Origin of the sequence: Nocardioides alcanivorans (assembly GCF_021555175.1) — a bacterium.
Taxonomy (GTDB): Bacteria; Actinomycetota; Actinomycetes; order Propionibacteriales; family Nocardioidaceae; genus Nocardioides; species Nocardioides alcanivorans.
In genome coordinates, this window is record NZ_JAKGRW010000004.1 from 158,174 (window position 1) to 176,306 (window position 18,133).

Genomic DNA, 18,133 nt, shown 5'->3' on the forward strand with positions numbered 1-18,133 from the left:
GGGCATGACAGTGCTCGACGACATCGTCGCGGGTGTCCGGATCGACATGGCTTCGCGCCGCGAGTTGGTGGACGACCGGGCGGTCCGAGAGGCAGCGGCTGCCACTCCCGCCCCGCGCGATCCGATGCCTCACTTCCGCGCCGCCGGGATCAGCGTGATCTCCGAGGTCAAGCGTCGCAGCCCCAGCAAGGGCGAGCTGGCCGACATCCCCGACCCCGCGGTCCTGGCCGGGGCCTACGCACGTGGTGGTGCCGGCGCCATCAGCGTCCTCACCGAAGAACGGCGTTTCGGCGGCAGCCTGGCCGATCTGCGCGCCGTCCGCGCCGCGGTCGACACCCCGCTGCTGCGCAAGGACTTCGTCGTCGACGCCTACCAGATCCACGAGGCCCGGGCTGCCGGCGCCGACCTCGTCCTGCTGATCGTGGCGGCGCTCGACGATGCGCTGCTCACGTCGCTCCACGCCGAGGCGCTCTCGCTCGGGCTCACCCCCTGGTCGAGGTGCACGACGCCGAGGAGACTCGCCGGGCCGTCGACCTCGGCGCGGAGCTCATCGGCGTCAATGCGCGCAACCTCAAGACCTTGGCCGTCGACAACGACACCTTCGGTCGACTGGCGCCGCTCGTCCCCGACGACCGGGTGCTCGTCGCGGAGTCCGGGATCACCTGCACCGCCGACGTACAACGCTTCGCTGACCAGGGCGCTCGTGTCGTGCTCGTCGGTGAAGCCCTGGTGAAGGACGGTGACCCCGAGGGAGCCGTCCGAGCCATGTCCGGCATCACCGCCACCACCACTGCTCCGGGAGGACAGCTGTGAGTCAGTTCGCCGCAGACGATCGCGGGTTCTTCGGTGACTTCGGGGGCCGGTTCATGCCGGAAGCCCTGGTCGCTGCGCTCGACGAGCTCGACGTCGCCTGGCGTGACGCGATGGCGGACCCCCAGTTCGTTGCCGACTTCGACGCGATCATCCGCGACTACGCAGGTGCGCCCAGCCGGCTCTACCACGCGGAGCGGCTCTCGAAGCAGGCTGGAGTGAAGGTGCTCCTCAAGCGCGAGGACCTCAACCACACCGGCGCCCACAAGATCCGCAACGTGCTCGGGCAGGCCATGCTCACCAAGCGGATGGGCAAGACCCGGGTGATCGCCGAGACCGGCGCCGGGCAGCACGGTGTTGCGAGTGCCACCGCGGCCGCCTACTTCGGCCTCGACTGCACCGTCTACATGGGTGCGGTCGACACCCGCCGTCAGGCGCTCAACGTGGCTCGGATGCAACTGCTCGGTGCCACGGTCATCCCCGTCGAGTCCGGATCGGCGACGCTCAAGGACGCCATCAACGAGGCCCTGCGCGACTGGGTCGCCTCCGTCCACCACACCGCCTATCTCTTCGGTACGGCGGCCGGCCCGCACCCGTTCCCGAGCATGGTCCGCGACTTCTGCCGCGGGATCGGTGACGAGGCCCGGGCCCAGTGCCTGGAGCAGGAAGGTCGGTTGCCCGATGCGATCGCCGCCTGCGTCGGTGGCGGTTCCAATGCCATCGGACTCTTCACCGCCTTCCTCGACGACCCCGACGTCGCCATCCACGGCTACGAAGCCGGCGGTGACGGAGTGGAGACCGGGCGCCACGCGGCCACGATCGTGGCCGGCCAGAGCGGCGTCCTCCACGGCGCCCGCACCTATGTGTTGCAGGACGACGACGGCCAGACGATCGAGTCCCACTCGATCTCCGCGGGCCTGGACTACCCGGGTGTCGGTCCGCAGCACTCCCACCTCGCCAGGACCGGTCGGGCCACCTACGAGGCCGTCACCGACACCGAGGCGATGGAGGCGCTGGCCCTGCTGAGTCGTACCGAGGGCATCATCCCGGCCGTGGAGTCGGCGCATGCCCTCGCCGGCGCGCTGCGCCTCGCTCCGAAGCTCCGCGAGGAGCGGGGTGAGGACGCCATCTTGCTGATCAACCTCAGCGGCCGCGGCGACAAGGACATGGGTACGGCCATCGAATGGTTCGGCCTCGGAGAGGGGAGGGCCAGTGAGCGTCGACCGCGCCTTCGCAACCGCCCGCGACGAGGGACGTTCCGCCCTCGTCGGCTACCTGCCTGCCGGCTACCCCGACGTGCCCGGCGCCATCGACGCCATCAAGGCGATGGTCGAGGCCGGTGTCGACATCGTCGAGATCGGGCTGCCCTACTCCGACCCGGTCATGGACGGACCCACGATCCAAGCGGCAGCGCAGCAGGCGCTCGAGGGTGGCATCCGCACGAGCGACGTGCTGCGCACCGTCGAGGCCGTGGCGGCAACCGGCGTACCGACGCTGGTGATGACCTATTGGAATCCGATCGAGCGCTACGGCGTCGAGAAGTTCGCCACCGACCTTGCCAGTGCGGGCGGCGCTGGGCTGATCACGCCCGACATCACGCCTGACTACGGTGCCGAGTGGATCGCTGCGGCGGACGCCCGCGACCTCGACAAGGTGTTCCTCGTGGCGCCGTCCTCGACCGACGAGCGCATCGCGATGACCACGGCACACTGCCGAGGCTTCGTCTACGCCACCGCCGTCATGGGGGTCACCGGCGCCCGGGCGACCACGAGCAACCTGGCCGAGCCCCTCGTCGCGCGTACCAAGGCCACCACCGACCTGCCGGTGGGCGTCGGGGTGGGCGTGTCCACGGGTGCCCAGGCCGCTGAAGTGGCCCGCTTCGCCGACGCGGTCATCGTCGGTTCTGCCTTCGTGCGCGCGATCCAGACCGCCGACGGCGACCGTACGGTCGCCGACAAGCAGCTGCGCGATCTCACCGAGGAGCTGGTCCGTGGAGTGCGCGGTGCGTGAGCTCGGGACACTGCGTCGGCGCGCCGCGACCGCATTGCTCGTGGCCGGCCTCGTGCTGTCCGGATGCGCGAAGGCCGAGACGAGTGACAAGGGCGAGCTCAGTGGCACCGAGCTGACGACCCCTTGGGTTGCCTCGGACGTGGCGCTGACGGACACCTCAGGTGCGGCGTACTCCTTGGCAGCCGATGCCACGAAGCCGCTCACGCTGGTCTTCTTCGGCTACAGCATGTGCCCCGACATCTGCCAGATGGTGATGGGCAACATCACCAGCGCGCTCACCCGCATCGGTGATGACGTGGCCGACGTCGACGTGGTCTTCGTGACCACCGACCCGGCACGCGACACCGAGAAGGCGCTGCGTCGCTACCTGGACCGCTTCGATCCGAGCTTCGTTGGTCTCACCGGGGACCTCGACGACCTCTCGGATGCGGCGAGCTCCTTCCACGTCGCGTTCGAGGTCGAGGACAAGCTCCCCTCCGGCGGGTACGACGTCACGCACGGTACCCAGGTGTTCGCGCTGTCTCCCGACGGCAACATCGACCACTACTGGCCGCAGGACGTGACCCCGCAGCAACTCGCACAGGACATCTCCCTCTGGTTGGAGGACGCGTGACGCTCTGGACCATTCCCAGCCCTGCGGAGGGCGTCTGGCATCTCGGGCCCTTCCCGCTGCGGGCCTATGCGCTGTGCATCGTCGTCGGCATCGTCGCGGCGATCTGGATCGGCGAACGACGGTGGGTGGCCCGCGGTGGCCAAGCCGGTCAGATGACCGACATCGCGGTGTGGGCGGTGCCGTTCGGCATCGTCGGCGCCCGGCTCTACCACGTGCTCACCGACTGGCGGCTCTACTTCGGTGAAGGGGCGCCACGCGAACCGATCGAAGCGCTCTACATCTGGAACGGCGGCCTCGGGATCTGGGGCGGCATCGCGCTCGGCGCGGTGGGCGCCGTGATCGGTGCCCGGGTCATGGGGCTCAAGCTCCTTCCCGTGCTCGACACCTTGGCTCCCGGCGTGCTGGTCGCCCAGGCGTTGGGCCGGTTCGGGAACTGGTTCAACCAGGAGCTCTTCGGCAAGCCGACGGACCTCCCGTGGGCGCTGTCGGTCTCACCCGACACGGCTCTGGACGCCGGCTTCCCGGTCGGCACCACCTTCCATCCGACCTTCCTCTACGAGGCCCTGTGGAACCTGGCCGCCTTTGCGCTCCTGATCTGGCTCGACCGGCGCCGTCGTATCGGTCACGGTCGCATGCTCGCGCTCTACGTGATGGCCTACACCGCTGGGCGTGGCTGGATCGAGACGCTCCGCATCGATGACGTGCAGCTCGACAACGTGCTCGGCCTGCGGTGGAACGTGTGGACGTCGATCATCCTCTTCGTCGCCGCAGCCTGTTACTTCGTGATTTCCTTGCGGCGCACGCCGGGCCACGAGGAATCCGTCTACCGTGAGGGTCATGAGCCAGACGCCGCGGCAGCCTCAGGACGAGAAGTCACCGACGACTGAGCCGGGTCCCACTGCGCACGAGCACGGTGACGTCTCCGGTGGTTGGCTGCGTCCTGCCGTGTTCGGGGCGATGGACGGTCTGGTCTCGAATGCGGCCCTGATCGCGGGCGTGGCCGGCGGTACCCAGGACACCGGCGACAACAAGGCCGTCGTGCTTGCCGGTCTCGCCGGCCTCGCGGCCGGCGCCTTCTCGATGGCGGCGGGGAGTACGCCTCGGTGGCCAGCCAGTCGGAGGCCGCCGAGAAGGAGATCGCACTCGAACGTCAGGAGATCATCGACAACCCTGACGGGGAGCGGGCCGAACTCGCCGCGATGCTCACCGAACGTGGGCTGGATCCGGAGTTGGCGCAGGAGGTCGCCAGTCAGGTGCACCGGGACGTGGACGCTGCCGTCGCGGTTCACGCGATGGAGGAGTTCGGTGTCGATCCCGACGACCTCGCCTCCCCGAGTTTGGCCGCGATCTCGTCGTTCCTGTCCTTCTCGTTGGGAGCGATGGTGCCGGTGGTGCCGTTCCTCGTGGGCGGTGCGGGTCTGCTGGCCTGGTCCATCGGTCTCACGTTGGTCGCCCTGTTCGTCTGTGGGGCGCTGGTCACCCGGGTGACCAGCAGGCCGTGGTGGTTCGGCGGCTTGCGGCAGGTGGTGCTCGGCAGCGCCGCCTTCGCCGTCACCTTCTGGATCGGCAGCCTGGTCGGCGCTGGTCTAGGCTGAGGTCCCCGTGGTGTCGAGAGCGGCGCCACACTCCCAAGTGGCGCCCGCACCCCGTGGCGGTGTTAGCATGGTGCCTCCCGCTCGGGCCAATGTCGTCCCTTGCAGATCATTGCAGTTCCACGCTGACGAGCCCCGGGATCCTTTCATGCTCCCGCATGCTCGTCACAGACGACGGGAGAATGCCTCCGATGCACGCATTCCCGCCGCCGCAGGGTTTGTACGACGCCAACTTCGAGCACGACGCCTGCGGCGTCGCGTTCGTGGCGACCCTGACCGGCGCAGCCAGCCACAAGATCGTGGCGCAGGCCCTGACCGCCCTCCGCAACCTCGAGCACCGTGGTGCCGCCGGCGCGGAGGTCAACTCCGGCGACGGCGCCGGCATCCTCATGCAGGTGCCCGACGCGTTCCTGCGCGCCGTGGTCGACTTCGAGCTCCCCGCAGAGGGGGAGTACGCGGTCGGCACCGCCTTCTTGCCCGGTGACGCCGACAACGTGTCGATCACCCGGGAGCGGATCGAGGAGATCGCCAAGGAGGAGGGCCTCACCGTCCTCGGTTGGCGCGAGGTCCCGGTCGACCCCAGCACGCTGGGTGCTGCTGCCCTCGGCTGCATGCCGACGTTCACCCAGCTCTTCGTGTCCGGCCCGGTCGGCGACCAGATGGCGCTGGAGCGGCTGGCCTTCTGCCTGCGCAAGCGCGCGGAGCGCGAGACCGACGTCTACTTCCCGTCGCTCTCCTCGCGCACGCTCGCCTACAAGGGCATGCTGACCACCGACCAGCTCGACCGGGTCTTCCCCGACCTCGTCGACGAGCGGGTCGCCAGTGCGGTCGCCGTGGTGCACTCGCGCTTCTCCACCAACACCTTCCCGAGCTGGCCCCTGGCCCACCCGTTCCGCTTCATCGCGCACAACGGCGAGATCAACACGGTCATGGGCAACCGCAACTGGATGCGTGCCCGTGAGGAGCTGCTCGCCAGCGACGTCATCCCCGGTGACCTCAAGCGGCTGTTCCCGATCTGCACCACCGGCGCGTCCGACTCGGCGTCGTTCGACGAGGTGCTCGAGCTGCTCCACCTCGGTGGCCGCTCGCTGCCGCACTCGGTGCTGATGATGATCCCGGAGGCGTGGGAGAACAACCCGGACATGGATCCGGCCCGCCGTGCCTTCTACGAGTTCCACTCGGCCCTCATGGAGCCGTGGGACGGCCCCGCATGCGTCGTCTTCACCGACGGTACCCAGGTGGGTGCCGTGCTCGACCGCAACGGCTTGCGCCCCTCCCGCTACTGGGTCACCGATGACGGCCTCGTCGTGCTGGCCTCCGAGGTCGGCGTGCTCGACCTCGACCCCGCCAGCATCGTCCGCAAGGGCCGTCTCCAGCCGGGACGCATGTTCCTGGTCGACACCGAGCAGCACCGGATCGTCGAGGACGAGGAGATCAAGTCCGAGCTCGCCGCGGCCGCGCCGTACGACGAGTGGCTCGAGGGTGGACTGATCAACCTCAACGACATCCCCAACCGGGAACACGTCGTGCACACCCACGCATCGGTCACCCGCCGCCAGCAGGTGTTCGGCTACACCGAGGAGGAGCTTCGGGTCATCCTCGCCCCGATGGCGAACACGTCGGGCGAGCCGATCGGCTCCATGGGTACCGACTCGCCGATCGCGGCGCTGTCCGCCAAGCCGCGGTTGCTCTTCGACTACTTCACCCAGCTCTTCGCCCAGGTCACGAATCCGCCGTTGGATGCCATCCGTGAAGAGCTCGTCACCTCCCTCAACGGCACCATCGGGCCGGAGGACAACCTGCTCGGCGCGGGACCGGACTCGTGCCGTCAGATCGTGGTGCCCTTCCCGGTCATCGACAACGACGACCTCGTCAAGATCCGCTACGCCGACAGCGAGGGTGACACCCCCGGCCTGCGTTGCCACGTCGCCCGCGGTCTCTACAAGGTTGCCGGTGGCGGCGACGCGTTGGCCGCTCGCCTCGACGAGATCTGTGCCGAGGTCTCCACGGCCATCGGCGACGGCGCCCGCATCATCGTGCTCTCCGACCGGCACTCCACCGCAGACCTGGCGCCGATCCCGTCGCTGTTGCTCACCGCTGCGGTGCACCACCACCTGGTGCGGGAGAAGACCCGTACCCAGGTCGGTCTGGTCGTCGAGGCCGGCGACGTCCGCGAGGTCCACCACGTCGCGTTGCTGGTCGGCTACGGCGCGGCTGCGGTCAACCCCTACCTCGCCATGGAGTCGGTGGAGGACCTGGCCCGTGAGGGCTACTTCGTCCACACCGAGCCCCAGGTCGCGGTGCGCAACCTGGTGAAGTCGCTGGGCAAGGGCGTCCTCAAGGTGATGTCCAAGATGGGCATCTCCACCGTCGCGTCCTACACCGGTGCCCAGGTCTTCGAGGCGATCGGTCTCTCCCAGGAGCTGGTCGACCGCTACTTCACCGGCACCACCTCGAAGCTCGGTGGCATCGGTCTCGACACCGTCGCGAGCGAGGTCGCCGCTCGGCACACGGTCGCCTACCCGCGCGACGGCATCGTGCCGGCCCACCGGGAGCTGGAGATCGGTGGCGAATACCAGTGGCGTCGAGAGGGCGAACCGCATCTCTTCGACCCCGAGACGGTCTTCCGCCTCCAGCACTCCACCCGCGCCGGTCGCTACGACGTCTTCAAGCAGTACACGGCGCGCATCGACGAGCAGTCCGAGCGCCTGATGACCCTGCGGGGTCTCTTCAAGTTCAAGGATGCCGCCGAGACCGGTCGCCAGCCGATCCCGATCGATGAGGTCGAGCCCGCGTCCGAGATCGTGAAGCGCTTCTCCACCGGCGCCATGTCCTACGGGTCGATCAGCCGCGAGGCGCACGAGACCCTGGCCATCGCGATGAACCGGTTGGGTGCCAAGTCCAACACAGGTGAGGGCGGCGAGGACCCTGAGCGTCTCTACGACCCCGAGCGTCGCTCGTCGATCAAGCAGGTCGCCTCGGGCCGCTTCGGCGTGACCAGCGAATACCTGACCAACGCCGACGACATCCAGATCAAGATGGCGCAGGGTGCCAAGCCAGGCGAGGGCGGGCAGCTGCCCGGTCACAAGGTCTATCCGTGGGTGGCCAAGACCCGGCACAGCACGCCCGGCGTGGGACTCATCTCCCCGCCGCCCCACCACGACATCTATTCGATCGAGGACCTGGCTCAGCTGATCCATGACCTGAAGAACGCGAACCCGTCTGCGCGGATCCACGTGAAGCTGGTCTCCGAGGTCGGCGTCGGCACGGTCGCCGCGGGCGTGTCCAAGGCACATGCGGACGTGGTGCTCGTCTCCGGCCACGACGGCGGCACCGGTGCTTCCCCGTTGACGTCGTTGAAGCACGCCGGTGGCCCGTGGGAGCTGGGTCTCGCCGAGACGCAGCAGACCCTGCTGCTCAACGGCCTGCGGGACCGCATCGTCGTGCAGACCGACGGTCAGCTGAAGACGGGACGCGACGTGGTCATCGCCGCGCTGCTCGGCGCGGAGGAGTTCGGTTTCGCGACTGCTCCGCTGGTGGTCTCCGGCTGCATCATGATGCGTGTGTGCCACCTCGACACCTGTCCGGTGGGAGTCGCCACGCAGAACCCAGTGCTGCGCGAACGCTTCTCCGGCAAGGCAGAGTTCGTGGTGAACTTCTTCACCTACATCGCCGAGGAGGTCCGCGAGCTCCTCGCCGAGCTCGGTTTCCGCTCGCTCGAGGAGGCGGTCGGACAGGTCCGCACCCTCGACGTCGAGAAGGCTGTCGACCACTGGAAGGCCGCCGGGCTCGACCTGACGCCGGTGCTGCACCTGCCGGAACTCCCGGAGGGTGCCGCGTTGCGGCGTACGACCAGCCAGGACCACGGCCTCGACCAGGCGCTCGACCAGGAGCTCATCCGCATCGCGGAGCCTGCGCTCGAGCGTGGTGAGCCGGTGCGCGCCCAGATCGCGGTGCGCAACGTCAACCGCACGGTCGGCACGATGCTGGGTCACGAGGTGACCAAGCGCTATCGCGGTGCCGGCCTCCCGGACGGCACGATCGACCTCACCTTCACCGGCTCGGCGGGCCAGTCCTTCGGTGCCTTCCTGCCCACGGGTGTCACGCTGCGCCTCGAGGGCGACGCCAACGACTACGTCGGCAAGGGGCTCTCCGGTGGACGGGTCGTCGTCCGTCCGGACCGGAGCGCCACGTTCGACGCGAGCGAACAGGTCATTGCCGGCAACACGATCGGGTACGGCGCCACGTCGGGCGAGATCTTCCTGCGTGGCAAGGCGGGGGAGCGGTTCTGCGTGCGCAACTCGGGGGCGACGGCGGTCGTGGAGGGTGTGGGTGACCACGGTCTCGAATACATGACCGGTGGTCGCGTCCTGATCCTCGGGCCGACCGGCCGCAACCTCGCTGCCGGCATGTCCGGTGGCTACGCCTACGTGCTCGACCTCGACGAGGCTCGCGTCAACCGGGAGCTCGTCGACCTCGGGCCGGTGACCGACAAGGCGGCTGAGGAGCTCCACGAGCTCGTCACCCGTCACCACGAGGAGACCGGTTCGACGGTCGCCGACGAACTGTTGTCCGACTGGGCGAACACGCTCGGTCGATTCACCGAGGTCATGCCTCGGGACTACCGCCGCGTGCTCGACGCCCGTGCGGCAGCCCAGGCGGAGGGTCTGGACGAGTCCCAGACCGAGGCCCGGATCATGGAGGTGCTTCATGGCTGACCCCAAGGGTTTCCTCAAGGACGGTCGGCAGGTTGCCGAGCGCCGTCCCGTCGAGGAACGCGTCAAGGACTGGAACGAGGTCTACCCGGGCGGTGGAATCGGTCGCGCGCTGCTGCCGATCATCAGCAAGCAGGCCGGCCGCTGCATGGACTGCGGCATTCCGTTCTGCCACCAGGGTTGCCCGTTGGGCAACATCATCCCCGAGTGGAACGACCTGGTCTGGCGCGACGACTGGTCTGGCGCGATGGACCGGCTGCACGCCACCAACAACTTCCCGGAGTTCACCGGTCGGTTGTGTCCGGCGCCGTGCGAGGCGGCCTGTGTCCTGGGCATCAACCAGGATCCGGTGACCATCAAGAACGTCGAGGTCTCGATCATCGACCGAGCGTGGGACGAGGGCAACGTCGAACCGCAGGCGCCCGAGTGGCTGACCGGCAAGACGGTCGCGGTCGTGGGCTCCGGTCCCGCCGGCCTGGCGGCTGCGCAGCAGTTGACCCGTGCGGGCCACACCGTGGCCGTCTACGAGCGGGCCGACGAGATCGGCGGACTGCTGCGTTACGGGATCCCCGAGTTCAAGATGGAGAAGGTCCACATCGACCGGCGACTCGACCAGATGCGCCGCGAGGGAACGGTCTTCAAGGCCGGCGTCGAGGTTGGCAAGTCGGTGACCGGCGACCAACTCCGCAACCGATTCGACGCCGTGGTGCTGACGATCGGCTCGACGGTGCCACGTGACCTCCCGGTGCCCGGTCGTGAACTGGGCGGCGTACACCAAGCCATGGACTACCTGCCCCAGGCCAATCGGGTCGCCCTTGGCCAGGAGGTCGCCGACCAGATCGTGGCGACCGGCAAGAACGTCGTGATCATCGGAGGCGGTGACACCGGTGCCGACTGCCTCGGCACTGCGCTGCGACAGGGGGCGGCCTCGGTCACCCAGCTGGAGATCATGAGCCGTCCGGGCACCGATCGCCCGGAGGGTCAGCCGTGGCCGACCTTCCCGATGCTCTTCCGGGTCTCCTCCGCGCACGAGGAGGGCGGTGACCGGGTCTACTCGGTCTCCACCCAGGAGTTCCTCGGCGACGAGGAGGGCAACGTCCGGGCACTGAGCCTGGTCGAGGTCGACGCCTCGTTCCAGCCGGTGCCGGGCACCGAGCGCGAGATCCCGGCCGAGTTGGTGCTCTTCGCCATGGGCTTCGTCGGGCCCCAGAAGGAGGGCATCGTCGAGCAGCTCGGGGTGGAGCTGGACGAGCGCGGCAACATCATCCGCGACTCGCGGTACGCGACGTCCGTCGACGGGGTCTTCTGCGCCGGTGACGCCGGTCGCGGGCAGTCGCTGATCGTGTGGGCCATCGCGGAGGGACGTTCGGCAGCAGCTGCGGTCGATGCCTACCTGACCGGATCGACGTCGCTGCCGACCCCGATCCCGCCGACCGCGCGCCAGCTCCTCGCCTGACGCGAACCTTCACTCAGAACACGCGAACCTGCAGTTTCTCGCACGCTACGTGCACGGAACTGCAGGTTCGCGTGTTCCAACTGAAGGTTCGGCGGGAGTTAACGGCCGGGACGCCTGTCCTGGCGCGGGTTCCGGGTGTCGGCCGAGTAGGGTTGGGCACGTGCGAAAAGCCAAGATCGTCTGCACCCTGGGACCTGCGTCCTCCGCCCTCGAAGACATCCGCGCGCTGGTTGACGCCGGCATGGACGTCGCCCGGATGAACATGAGCCACGGGACTCACGAAGACCACCGCGTCAACTACGACCGGGTCCGTGAGGCGGCCGCTGCCTCGGGCCGCGCGGTGGGTGTCTTCGCTGACCTGCAGGGCCCCAAGATCCGCCTCGGCAACATCGCCGACGGCCCTGTCGTGCTCGAGCCGGGGCAGCTCTTCTCCATCACCACCCGCGACGTCCCGGGCGACGCCCACCTTGCTTCGACGACGTACGCCGGATTGCCGCGCGACGTGCACGTCGGTGACCCGATCCTGATCGACGACGGCAAGGTGCGTCTGCGCGTCACCGGGTTCACCCATGACACCGTCGAGACCCGCGTGGAGATTGCCGGACCGATCAGCGATCACAAGGGGATCAACCTCCCTGGCGTGGCAGTCTCCGTGCCGGCGCTGTCCGAGAAGGACATCGACGACCTGCGCTTCGCGTTGGGGCTGGGTGTCGACTACATCGCGCTGTCCTTCGTGCGCAACGCCCGCGACGTCGACGGGGTCCGGCGGATCATGGACGAGGTGGGGGTCCGGGTGCCCGTCATCGCCAAGATCGAGAAGCCCCAGGCCGTGGAGAACATCGACGAGATCATCAAGAGCTTCGACGCCATCATGGTCGCGCGCGGTGACCTGGGCGTGGAGTGCCCCCTCGAGGACGTGCCGTTCATCCAGAAGATGGTCATCGAGAAGGCACGACGCATGGCCAAGCCGGTCATCGTGGCCACCCAGATGCTCGAGTCGATGATCGGTGCCCCGGCCCCGACCCGAGCCGAGACCTCCGACGTAGCCAACGCGGTGCTCGACGGCGCCGACGCGGTGATGCTCTCGGGGGAGACCAGCGTCGGCAAGTACCCATTGCAGACCGTGCGCACCATGGCCCGAATCCTCACATCCGCCGAGGAGCAGGGTCTGGAGATCACTGCGAAGATCGACTGGCAGCCCCACACCAAGGGCGGCATCATCGCCAAGGCTGCTGCCGAGGTCGCGGAACGTGTCGAGGCTCGCTACCTGGTGGCCTTCACCCAGAGCGGCGACTCCGCGCGTCGCGTCTCGCGCTACCGCGGCGAGATCCCGGTGCTCGCCTTCACCCCGTTGGAGAAGGTCCGCAACCAGCTGGCGATGACCTGGGGCGTGGAGACCTTCCAGACCCCGGAGGTCGAGCACACCGACCAGATGGTGCACCAGGTCGACGAGGCGCTGCTCCAGCAGGGGCGCGCGAAGGAGGGGAGATGGTCGTGATCATCTTCGGTGCCCCTCCCGGCATCCCGGGGTCGACCAACGCCGTGCACATCCACCGGATGGGCGATGCCATCAACGGCGTGGTCCCGGCCTATCGGAAGTAGGCGCTAGCGCTTCGGGCCGATCAGCTCGTCGAGTGCAGCCACGCCCGCGCGGGTGGAGACCGACGTGTGGAGGGCTGATGATCGGCGCCAAGGGATGCCGGCAGTGTCGAGAGCCTGCTGGCAGATGGCGTGGATGTCGTCTGACCTGTTGCTGAACTGCCAGCGGGGATAGTCATAGCGCTTGGGCTCTCCTGCCACGGCGCGGGTCGCCCAGTTTGCGACACGGGCACCGTCGGAGTGGAACAGGCCACGGAGCAGCCCGGCGGGATGTCGGTCGGCGATCCTCTCCTGCCACGGCTCGAGCAGGATGCGCCGATCGTGCTTGCGTCCCGGGCCGTGCTGCGGGAAAAGGCAGGGCCAGTGGGTCCAGTTCGCGTGCACAATCACGACGCCGGGTGCGGCGACGTGGAAGATCGAGGACCTGGGACGTACGCGGAGGATCGAGCCTTCGACGTCGGCCACGATGCCGGGGTACTGACGATCACAGGAGACGCGAAGCGAGTGATAGGTCGCCGCCTTCGCAATCGTGCCGTCACCGAGATAGAAGCCGAGCAGGGACGCGTAGGCGCCTTCGTCGAGCGGGGCGGAGTCGCACCGTGGACACTCTCCGCGGTGGGGCTGATGCGGTGGCCCGTCGTCGCGCCAGGCGCGCAGCGCCGATCGGCTGACGCCGAGCTGCCGGCTCACCTTGCTGAGCGAGTCTCCGGCGGCGAGCATCCGCAGAGCTTGCCGATGGTCCTCGGTGCTGTACATGGGCAACAGCGTGCCAAGGGCCACCGACAACCGAGGGAGCGTTGGTGGTGGTGCCCCGGGTGGTGTGCTGGTTCACGACATCCCGGACACATGTCTCAGGACATCCCGGACACTGCGGAACCACCTACCGAGGGGCTGACGAGCGGGTGTATGCACACCCTCCGAGATCCTCGCGGGCATGTCGAAGGCCCGCCTGGTCATCACCGCCGTGACCGTAGAGAAGCGGCCCGTCGCCGAGGTCGCTGCGGCCTACGGCGTGTCCCGCTCCTGGATCTACGAACTCCTCGCCCGCCACCGCGACGAGGGCGAGGCCGCCTTCGAGCCCCGATCCCGGGCCCCGAAGACCTCACCGGGCGCGACTCCACCCGCGACCGTCGAACTGGTCCTGCGGCTACGCAAGCAACTCCTCGAGGGCGGCCACGACGCCGGAGCCGACACCCTGGCCTGGCACCTCACCCAGCATCACGACACAGTCCTCTCGCGCGCCACCATCCACCGGATCCTGACCCGCCACGGCGCCGTCACCCCCGAGCCGAAGAAACGACCGAAGTCCTCCTACATCCGCTTCGAAGCAGCGATGCCCAACGAAACCTGGCAGTCCGACTTCACCCACTACCGGCTCACCGACACCGCCACCTTCCCCAAGGGCATCGAGATCATCACCTGGCTCGACGACTGCACCCGCTACGCGCTTCACCTCAGCGCACACCGGGCCATCACCACCCCCATCGTGCTCACGACCTTCAGACAAACCGCAGCCCAGCACGGCATCCCCGCATCCACCCTCACCGACAACGGCATGGTCTACACCGTCCGCCTGGCCAGCACCGGCCACCGCGGAGGACGCAACGGCTTCGAACAACAACTCCACACCTGGCACGTAATCCAGAAGAACGGCAAGCCGAACCACCCCACCACCCAAGGCAAGGTGGAGAGGGGAGCCTGACCCGGTAGCCCGGACACCTGATCTGTAGCGATGATCGTTGCAGGGGAGGAGTCTGTAGATGCCTGCACCACACCCACCGGAGTTCCGCCGCAGGGCGATCGACCTGGCCCGCCAGCCGGGCGCGTCGGTCGCGAAGGTTGCCAAGGAGCTTGGGATTAGCGAGTCCGGCCTGCGCCGCTGGATGGACCAGGACGATGTCAACACCGGCCGGAGGGAAGGCCTGTCGACGAACGAGCGCGAAGAGCTCGTCAGGTTGCGTCGGGAGAACCGTCGTCTGGAGATGGAGCTGGAGATCACCAAGCGGGCAGCAGCGCTGTTCGCGAAGGAGAACGTGCTCCCAAAATGAGGTACCGGCTGGTCAGGGACCTGGCCGCGGACGGGTTCGACGTCGCGGTGTCCTGCCGGGTGCTGAAGGTCTCGAGGTCGGGCTACTACGAGTGGGCCAAGCGACCGCCCTCGGACCGCGATGTCGCCGATGCCTATCTGGCGAACACGATCGTCGCGATCCACGACGCTTCACGTCTGTCCTATGGCTCCCCACGGGTCCACGCAGAGCTCCGGCTCGGGATGGGCATCAAGGTCGGCCGCAAGCGGGTCGCGAGGCTGATGCGGATGCTCCGGGTGGCCGGTATCAGCCATCGGCCGAAGAAGCGGCACAAGCCAGCTGCGGCGGTCCATGAGGACCTCGTGCAACGAAAGTTCGTCGCCGATGGGCCGGATCGTCTGTGGTGCACCGACATCACCGAGCATCCGACCCGGGGCGGGAAGGTCTACTGTTGCGCGGTCCTGGACGTGTTCAGCCGACTCGTCGTGGGCTGGTCGATCGCGGACCACATGCGATCAGACCTCGTCGTCGACGCGTTGCAGATGGCGACCTGGCGACGACGTCCCGAGGGCACCATCGTGCACTCCGACAGGGGCAGTCAGTACACGTCGTGGGTGTTCGGGCACCGGCTGCGTGATGCCGGACTGCTCGGATCCATGGGCCGGGTCGCCTCGTCGGTGGACAACTCGATGATCGAGTCGTTCTGGTCGACCATGCAACGCGAGCTGCTCGACCAGCAGCCGTGGGAGACCATCGACGAGCTCGGCAGAGCGATCTTCGAGTGGATCGGGGCCTGGTACAACCCGCGCCGCCGGCACACCTCCCTGGGCATGCACGCCCCGGCCGAGTTCGAAGCCCTTCACACCGCCGCCACACCGGCGGCATGATCAACACACCAACCGTGTCCGGAGAACCGGGTCAGGCTCCAACCCACATATCCGTGGGTTCGGGTGTCCGCGATGTCCTGAGACATCACAGTGGTGCCCCGGGTGGGATTCGAACCCACACTGGATGGTGTTTGAGACCACTGCCTCTGCCGTTGGGCTACCGGGGCGCGGGAGGAACGCTACCGGACAGGGGATCGGCAGGCGCGTCGAGGTCCGACCGGGACGCGTGACACGGTCATCGAATAACCTGTGCACGTGAACGAATCCCCCCAGTCCGCACCGACCACACACCGCGTCGTGATCGCCGAGGACGAGGCCCTCATCCGCATGGACCTCGCGGAGATGCTGGTCGAGGAGGGCTACGACGTCGTCGGCCAGGCGGCAGACGGTGAGCGGGCCATCGCTCTGGCCGAGGAACTGCTCCCCGACCTGGTCATCTGTGATGTGAAGATGCCCAAGCTGGACGGCATCGCTGCTGCGGCTCGCATCGCTGCGCAGCGCATCGCTCCGGTCGTGATCCTGACCGCCTTCTCCCAGCGTGAGCTGGTCGAGCGGGCGCGCGAAGCCGGGGCGATGGCCTACCTGGTCAAGCCCTTCACCCGGAGCGACCTGGTGCCCGCCATCGAGATGGCCGTGAGCCGCTTCGCGGAGCTCACCCAGCTCGAGGGTGAGGTCGCCGACCTCAGCGAGCGACTCGAGACCCGCAAGCTCGTCGACCGCGCGAAGGGCGTGTTGCAGTCCCAACTGGGGCTCAGTGAACCCGAATCGTTCCGTTGGATCCAGAAGACCGCCATGGACCTGCGCTACTCCATGCGACAGGTCGCGGAAGGCGTGGTGGAGCACGGCCCGGCCGTCGTGGAGTCCAGCGGCGACTGAAATATTTCGAGCGCATGTGCTCGAGGTCACAAGTTGACAACGAGGTGACCTGGGTCACGTCATTGGCGCTGATTGGCAGTAGTTTCAGGTCAATTCGACGGCTCCACGTCGGAGACTTCGCTGATCAACGGAGGCTTCATGAAGCGCAGCAGCATGCTTGCTCGAGTCGCCACGCTGGCCCTGGCGAGTTCCCTCGCCCTGGCCGCCTGTGGCTCAGACTCGGATGATGGTGACGACGACAACACGTCGTCTGACGACCAGTCTCAGACCACGGAGGACACCTCCGAAGGGACCGACGAAGGGTCTGCGGCGGCCGATGACTGCTCGGGCAAGAACGTCGCTGACGTGAAGGGCGACGGGGTGTTCACCGTCGGTACCCTGCTACCTCAGACCGGGTCCCTGGCCTACCTCGGCCCGCCCGAGTTCGCAGCCGTCAACCTGGCGATCAAGGAGATCAACGAGGCGGGCGGCGTACTCGGCAAGGACGCGAAGGTGGTGCACTCGGACTCCGGCGACGCCCAGAACCCGATCGCGGCCCAGTCGGTCGACAGCTTGATCGCCAAGGACGCCGACGTCGTCCTCGGTGCGGCGTCGTCCAGTGTGTCGCTGCTGGTGATCGACAAGATCACCGACGCGGGCATGGTCCAGATGTCCCCGGCCAACACCTCCGACCAGTTCAGCACCTACTGCGATGGCGGCCTCTACTTCCGCACTGCACCGCCGGACGTGCTCCAGGGTCGAGTGCTCGCTGACACGGTGGTCGAAGACGGCAACGCGACCGTTGGCATCCTGGCTCTTCAGGACGCCTACGGCACCGGTCTCGCTGACCAGGTCGAGAAGAACGTGCTGGCGGCCAACGCCGAGATCGTCGAGAAGATCATCTACGACCCCAAGGCCGCCAACTACGCGACCGAGGTCTCCGAGATCCGCGCAGCCGATCCCGAGGCGATCGTGTTGATCGGTTTCGACGAGACGAAGAAGATCATCCCGGAGTTGGTCAAGCAGGGAGTCGGCCCCTCCGAGAAGAAGATCTACTTGGTCGACGGCAACCTGACGGACTTCTCCGAGGACTTCGACGCGGGCACGATGGGTCCCAACGTCAAGGGCTCCCTGCCGGGTGTCGCAGCCACCGATGAGCTCAAGAAGAAGCTGGCCACGGTCGACAACAAGTTGATCGACTGGAGCTACGCTGCCGAGTCCTACGACGGCGTCGTCCTGATGGCGCTGGCTGCCATCGCGGCTGACTCCGACGCGGGCCCCGACATCGCCAAGGAGCTGGTCGGCGTCTCCCGTGACGGCACCAAGTGCACCACGTTCGCGGAGTGCAAGGAGCTGCTCGAGGGCGGCGAGGACATCGACTACGACGGCTACAGCGGTCCGATCGACTTCCTCGACAACGGTGACCCGGGCTCCGCGTTCATCGGCATCTACCAGTTCAAGCCGGACGGCACCTACGAGTTCCTGAAGGCGAGCCAGGGCGAGATCTCGGCCGAAGACGTCGGCTGAGCGCCCCTGGATCACGACACCACGACGGGGTCGGCACGCAGC

At 67.9% G+C, this 18,133-nt stretch carries 11 protein-coding genes, 1 tRNA gene and 4 pseudogenes; 14 read left to right on the plus strand and 2 right to left on the minus strand.

Translation table 11 applies throughout. The features are described from left to right. Positions 1-4 precede the first annotated feature (4 nt). The 9 genes and pseudogenes from trpC to pyk all read left to right on the plus strand — a co-directional run bounded on the left by trpC (position 5) and on the right by pyk (position 12,798). A pseudogene (trpC, locus tag L1066_RS02530) lies at positions 5-813 on the plus strand (indole-3-glycerol phosphate synthase TrpC). Beyond that, positions 810-2,012: pseudogene (gene trpB / locus L1066_RS02535) on the plus strand (tryptophan synthase subunit beta); the annotation flags it as partial. The pseudogenes trpC and trpB, both read left to right, overlap by 4 nt. Positions 2,013-2,022: 10 nt before the next feature. Then, positions 2,023-2,820 carry a tryptophan synthase subunit alpha gene (gene trpA / locus L1066_RS02540; RefSeq protein WP_235734829.1) on the plus strand — a complete coding sequence of 266 codons (798 nt, stop codon included), beginning with the start codon at positions 2,023-2,025 and terminating at the stop codon, positions 2,818-2,820. Then, positions 2,801-3,433, plus strand: a complete 633-nt coding sequence (locus L1066_RS02545) for an SCO family protein (RefSeq protein ID WP_235734830.1) — start codon at positions 2,801-2,803, stop codon at positions 3,431-3,433. Before trpA ends, L1066_RS02545 begins: the two co-directional genes overlap by 20 nt. Continuing rightward, positions 3,430-4,320, plus strand: coding sequence for a prolipoprotein diacylglyceryl transferase (gene lgt, locus L1066_RS02550; protein WP_235734831.1), 891 nt, complete (start codon positions 3,430-3,432; stop codon positions 4,318-4,320). Before L1066_RS02545 ends, lgt begins: the two co-directional genes overlap by 4 nt. 70 nt (positions 4,321-4,390) lie before the next feature. Then, positions 4,391-5,028, plus strand: a pseudogene (locus L1066_RS02555) (VIT1/CCC1 transporter family protein). Between the two features lie 179 nt (positions 5,029-5,207). After that, the gene (gene gltB, locus L1066_RS02560; protein WP_235734832.1) at positions 5,208-9,743 is read left to right on the plus strand and encodes a glutamate synthase large subunit; all 4,536 of its coding nucleotides are present in this window, start codon (positions 5,208-5,210) and stop codon (positions 9,741-9,743) included. Continuing rightward, on the plus strand, positions 9,736-11,196 hold the full coding sequence (locus L1066_RS02565; protein ID WP_235734833.1) for a glutamate synthase subunit beta: 1,461 nt from the start codon (positions 9,736-9,738) through the stop codon (positions 11,194-11,196). The genes gltB and L1066_RS02565 overlap by 8 nt, the downstream gene beginning before the upstream one ends. Before the next feature lie 160 nt (positions 11,197-11,356). Then, a pseudogene (gene pyk, locus L1066_RS02570) lies at positions 11,357-12,798 on the plus strand (pyruvate kinase). A gap of 3 nt (positions 12,799-12,801) precedes the next feature. Here the strand turns inward: pyk and L1066_RS02575 are convergent. After that, a complete protein-coding gene (locus L1066_RS02575; protein ID WP_235734834.1) occupies positions 12,802-13,551 on the minus strand; it encodes a helix-turn-helix domain-containing protein in 750 nt (249 codons plus the stop codon). 178 nt (positions 13,552-13,729) lie between these two features. Between L1066_RS02575 and L1066_RS02580 the strand changes: the two genes are divergently transcribed. From L1066_RS02580 to L1066_RS02590, 3 genes are read left to right on the plus strand one after another with little or no spacing between them, the layout of a single operon-like run. Beyond that, a complete protein-coding gene (locus tag L1066_RS02580) occupies positions 13,730-14,497 on the plus strand; it encodes a DDE-type integrase/transposase/recombinase (protein WP_235734835.1) in 768 nt (255 codons plus the stop codon). Between the two features lie 58 nt (positions 14,498-14,555). Beyond that, a complete protein-coding gene (locus tag L1066_RS02585; RefSeq protein ID WP_235734836.1) occupies positions 14,556-14,843 on the plus strand; it encodes a transposase in 288 nt (95 codons plus the stop codon). Further along, positions 14,840-15,709 (plus strand): IS3 family transposase, encoded by an 870-nt coding sequence (locus L1066_RS02590; protein WP_235734837.1) that lies wholly within the window; start codon positions 14,840-14,842, stop codon positions 15,707-15,709. The genes L1066_RS02585 and L1066_RS02590 overlap by 4 nt, the downstream gene beginning before the upstream one ends. Positions 15,710-15,800: 91 nt before the next feature. Here L1066_RS02590 and L1066_RS02595 read toward each other — a convergent pair. After that, a tRNA-Leu gene (locus tag L1066_RS02595) sits at positions 15,801-15,876 on the minus strand. An 82-nt stretch (positions 15,877-15,958) separates the two neighbouring features. On the opposite strand from L1066_RS02595, the gene L1066_RS02600 reads away from it, so the two are divergent. Both L1066_RS02600 and L1066_RS02605 read left to right on the plus strand, forming a co-directional pair. Next, positions 15,959-16,585 (plus strand): ANTAR domain-containing response regulator, encoded by a 627-nt coding sequence (locus tag L1066_RS02600; protein WP_312006818.1) that lies wholly within the window; start codon positions 15,959-15,961, stop codon positions 16,583-16,585. A 138-nt stretch (positions 16,586-16,723) separates the two neighbouring features. Beyond that, positions 16,724-18,091 (plus strand): ABC transporter substrate-binding protein, encoded by a 1,368-nt coding sequence (locus tag L1066_RS02605; protein WP_235734838.1) that lies wholly within the window; start codon positions 16,724-16,726, stop codon positions 18,089-18,091. The last annotated feature ends 42 nt before the right edge of the window (positions 18,092-18,133 follow it).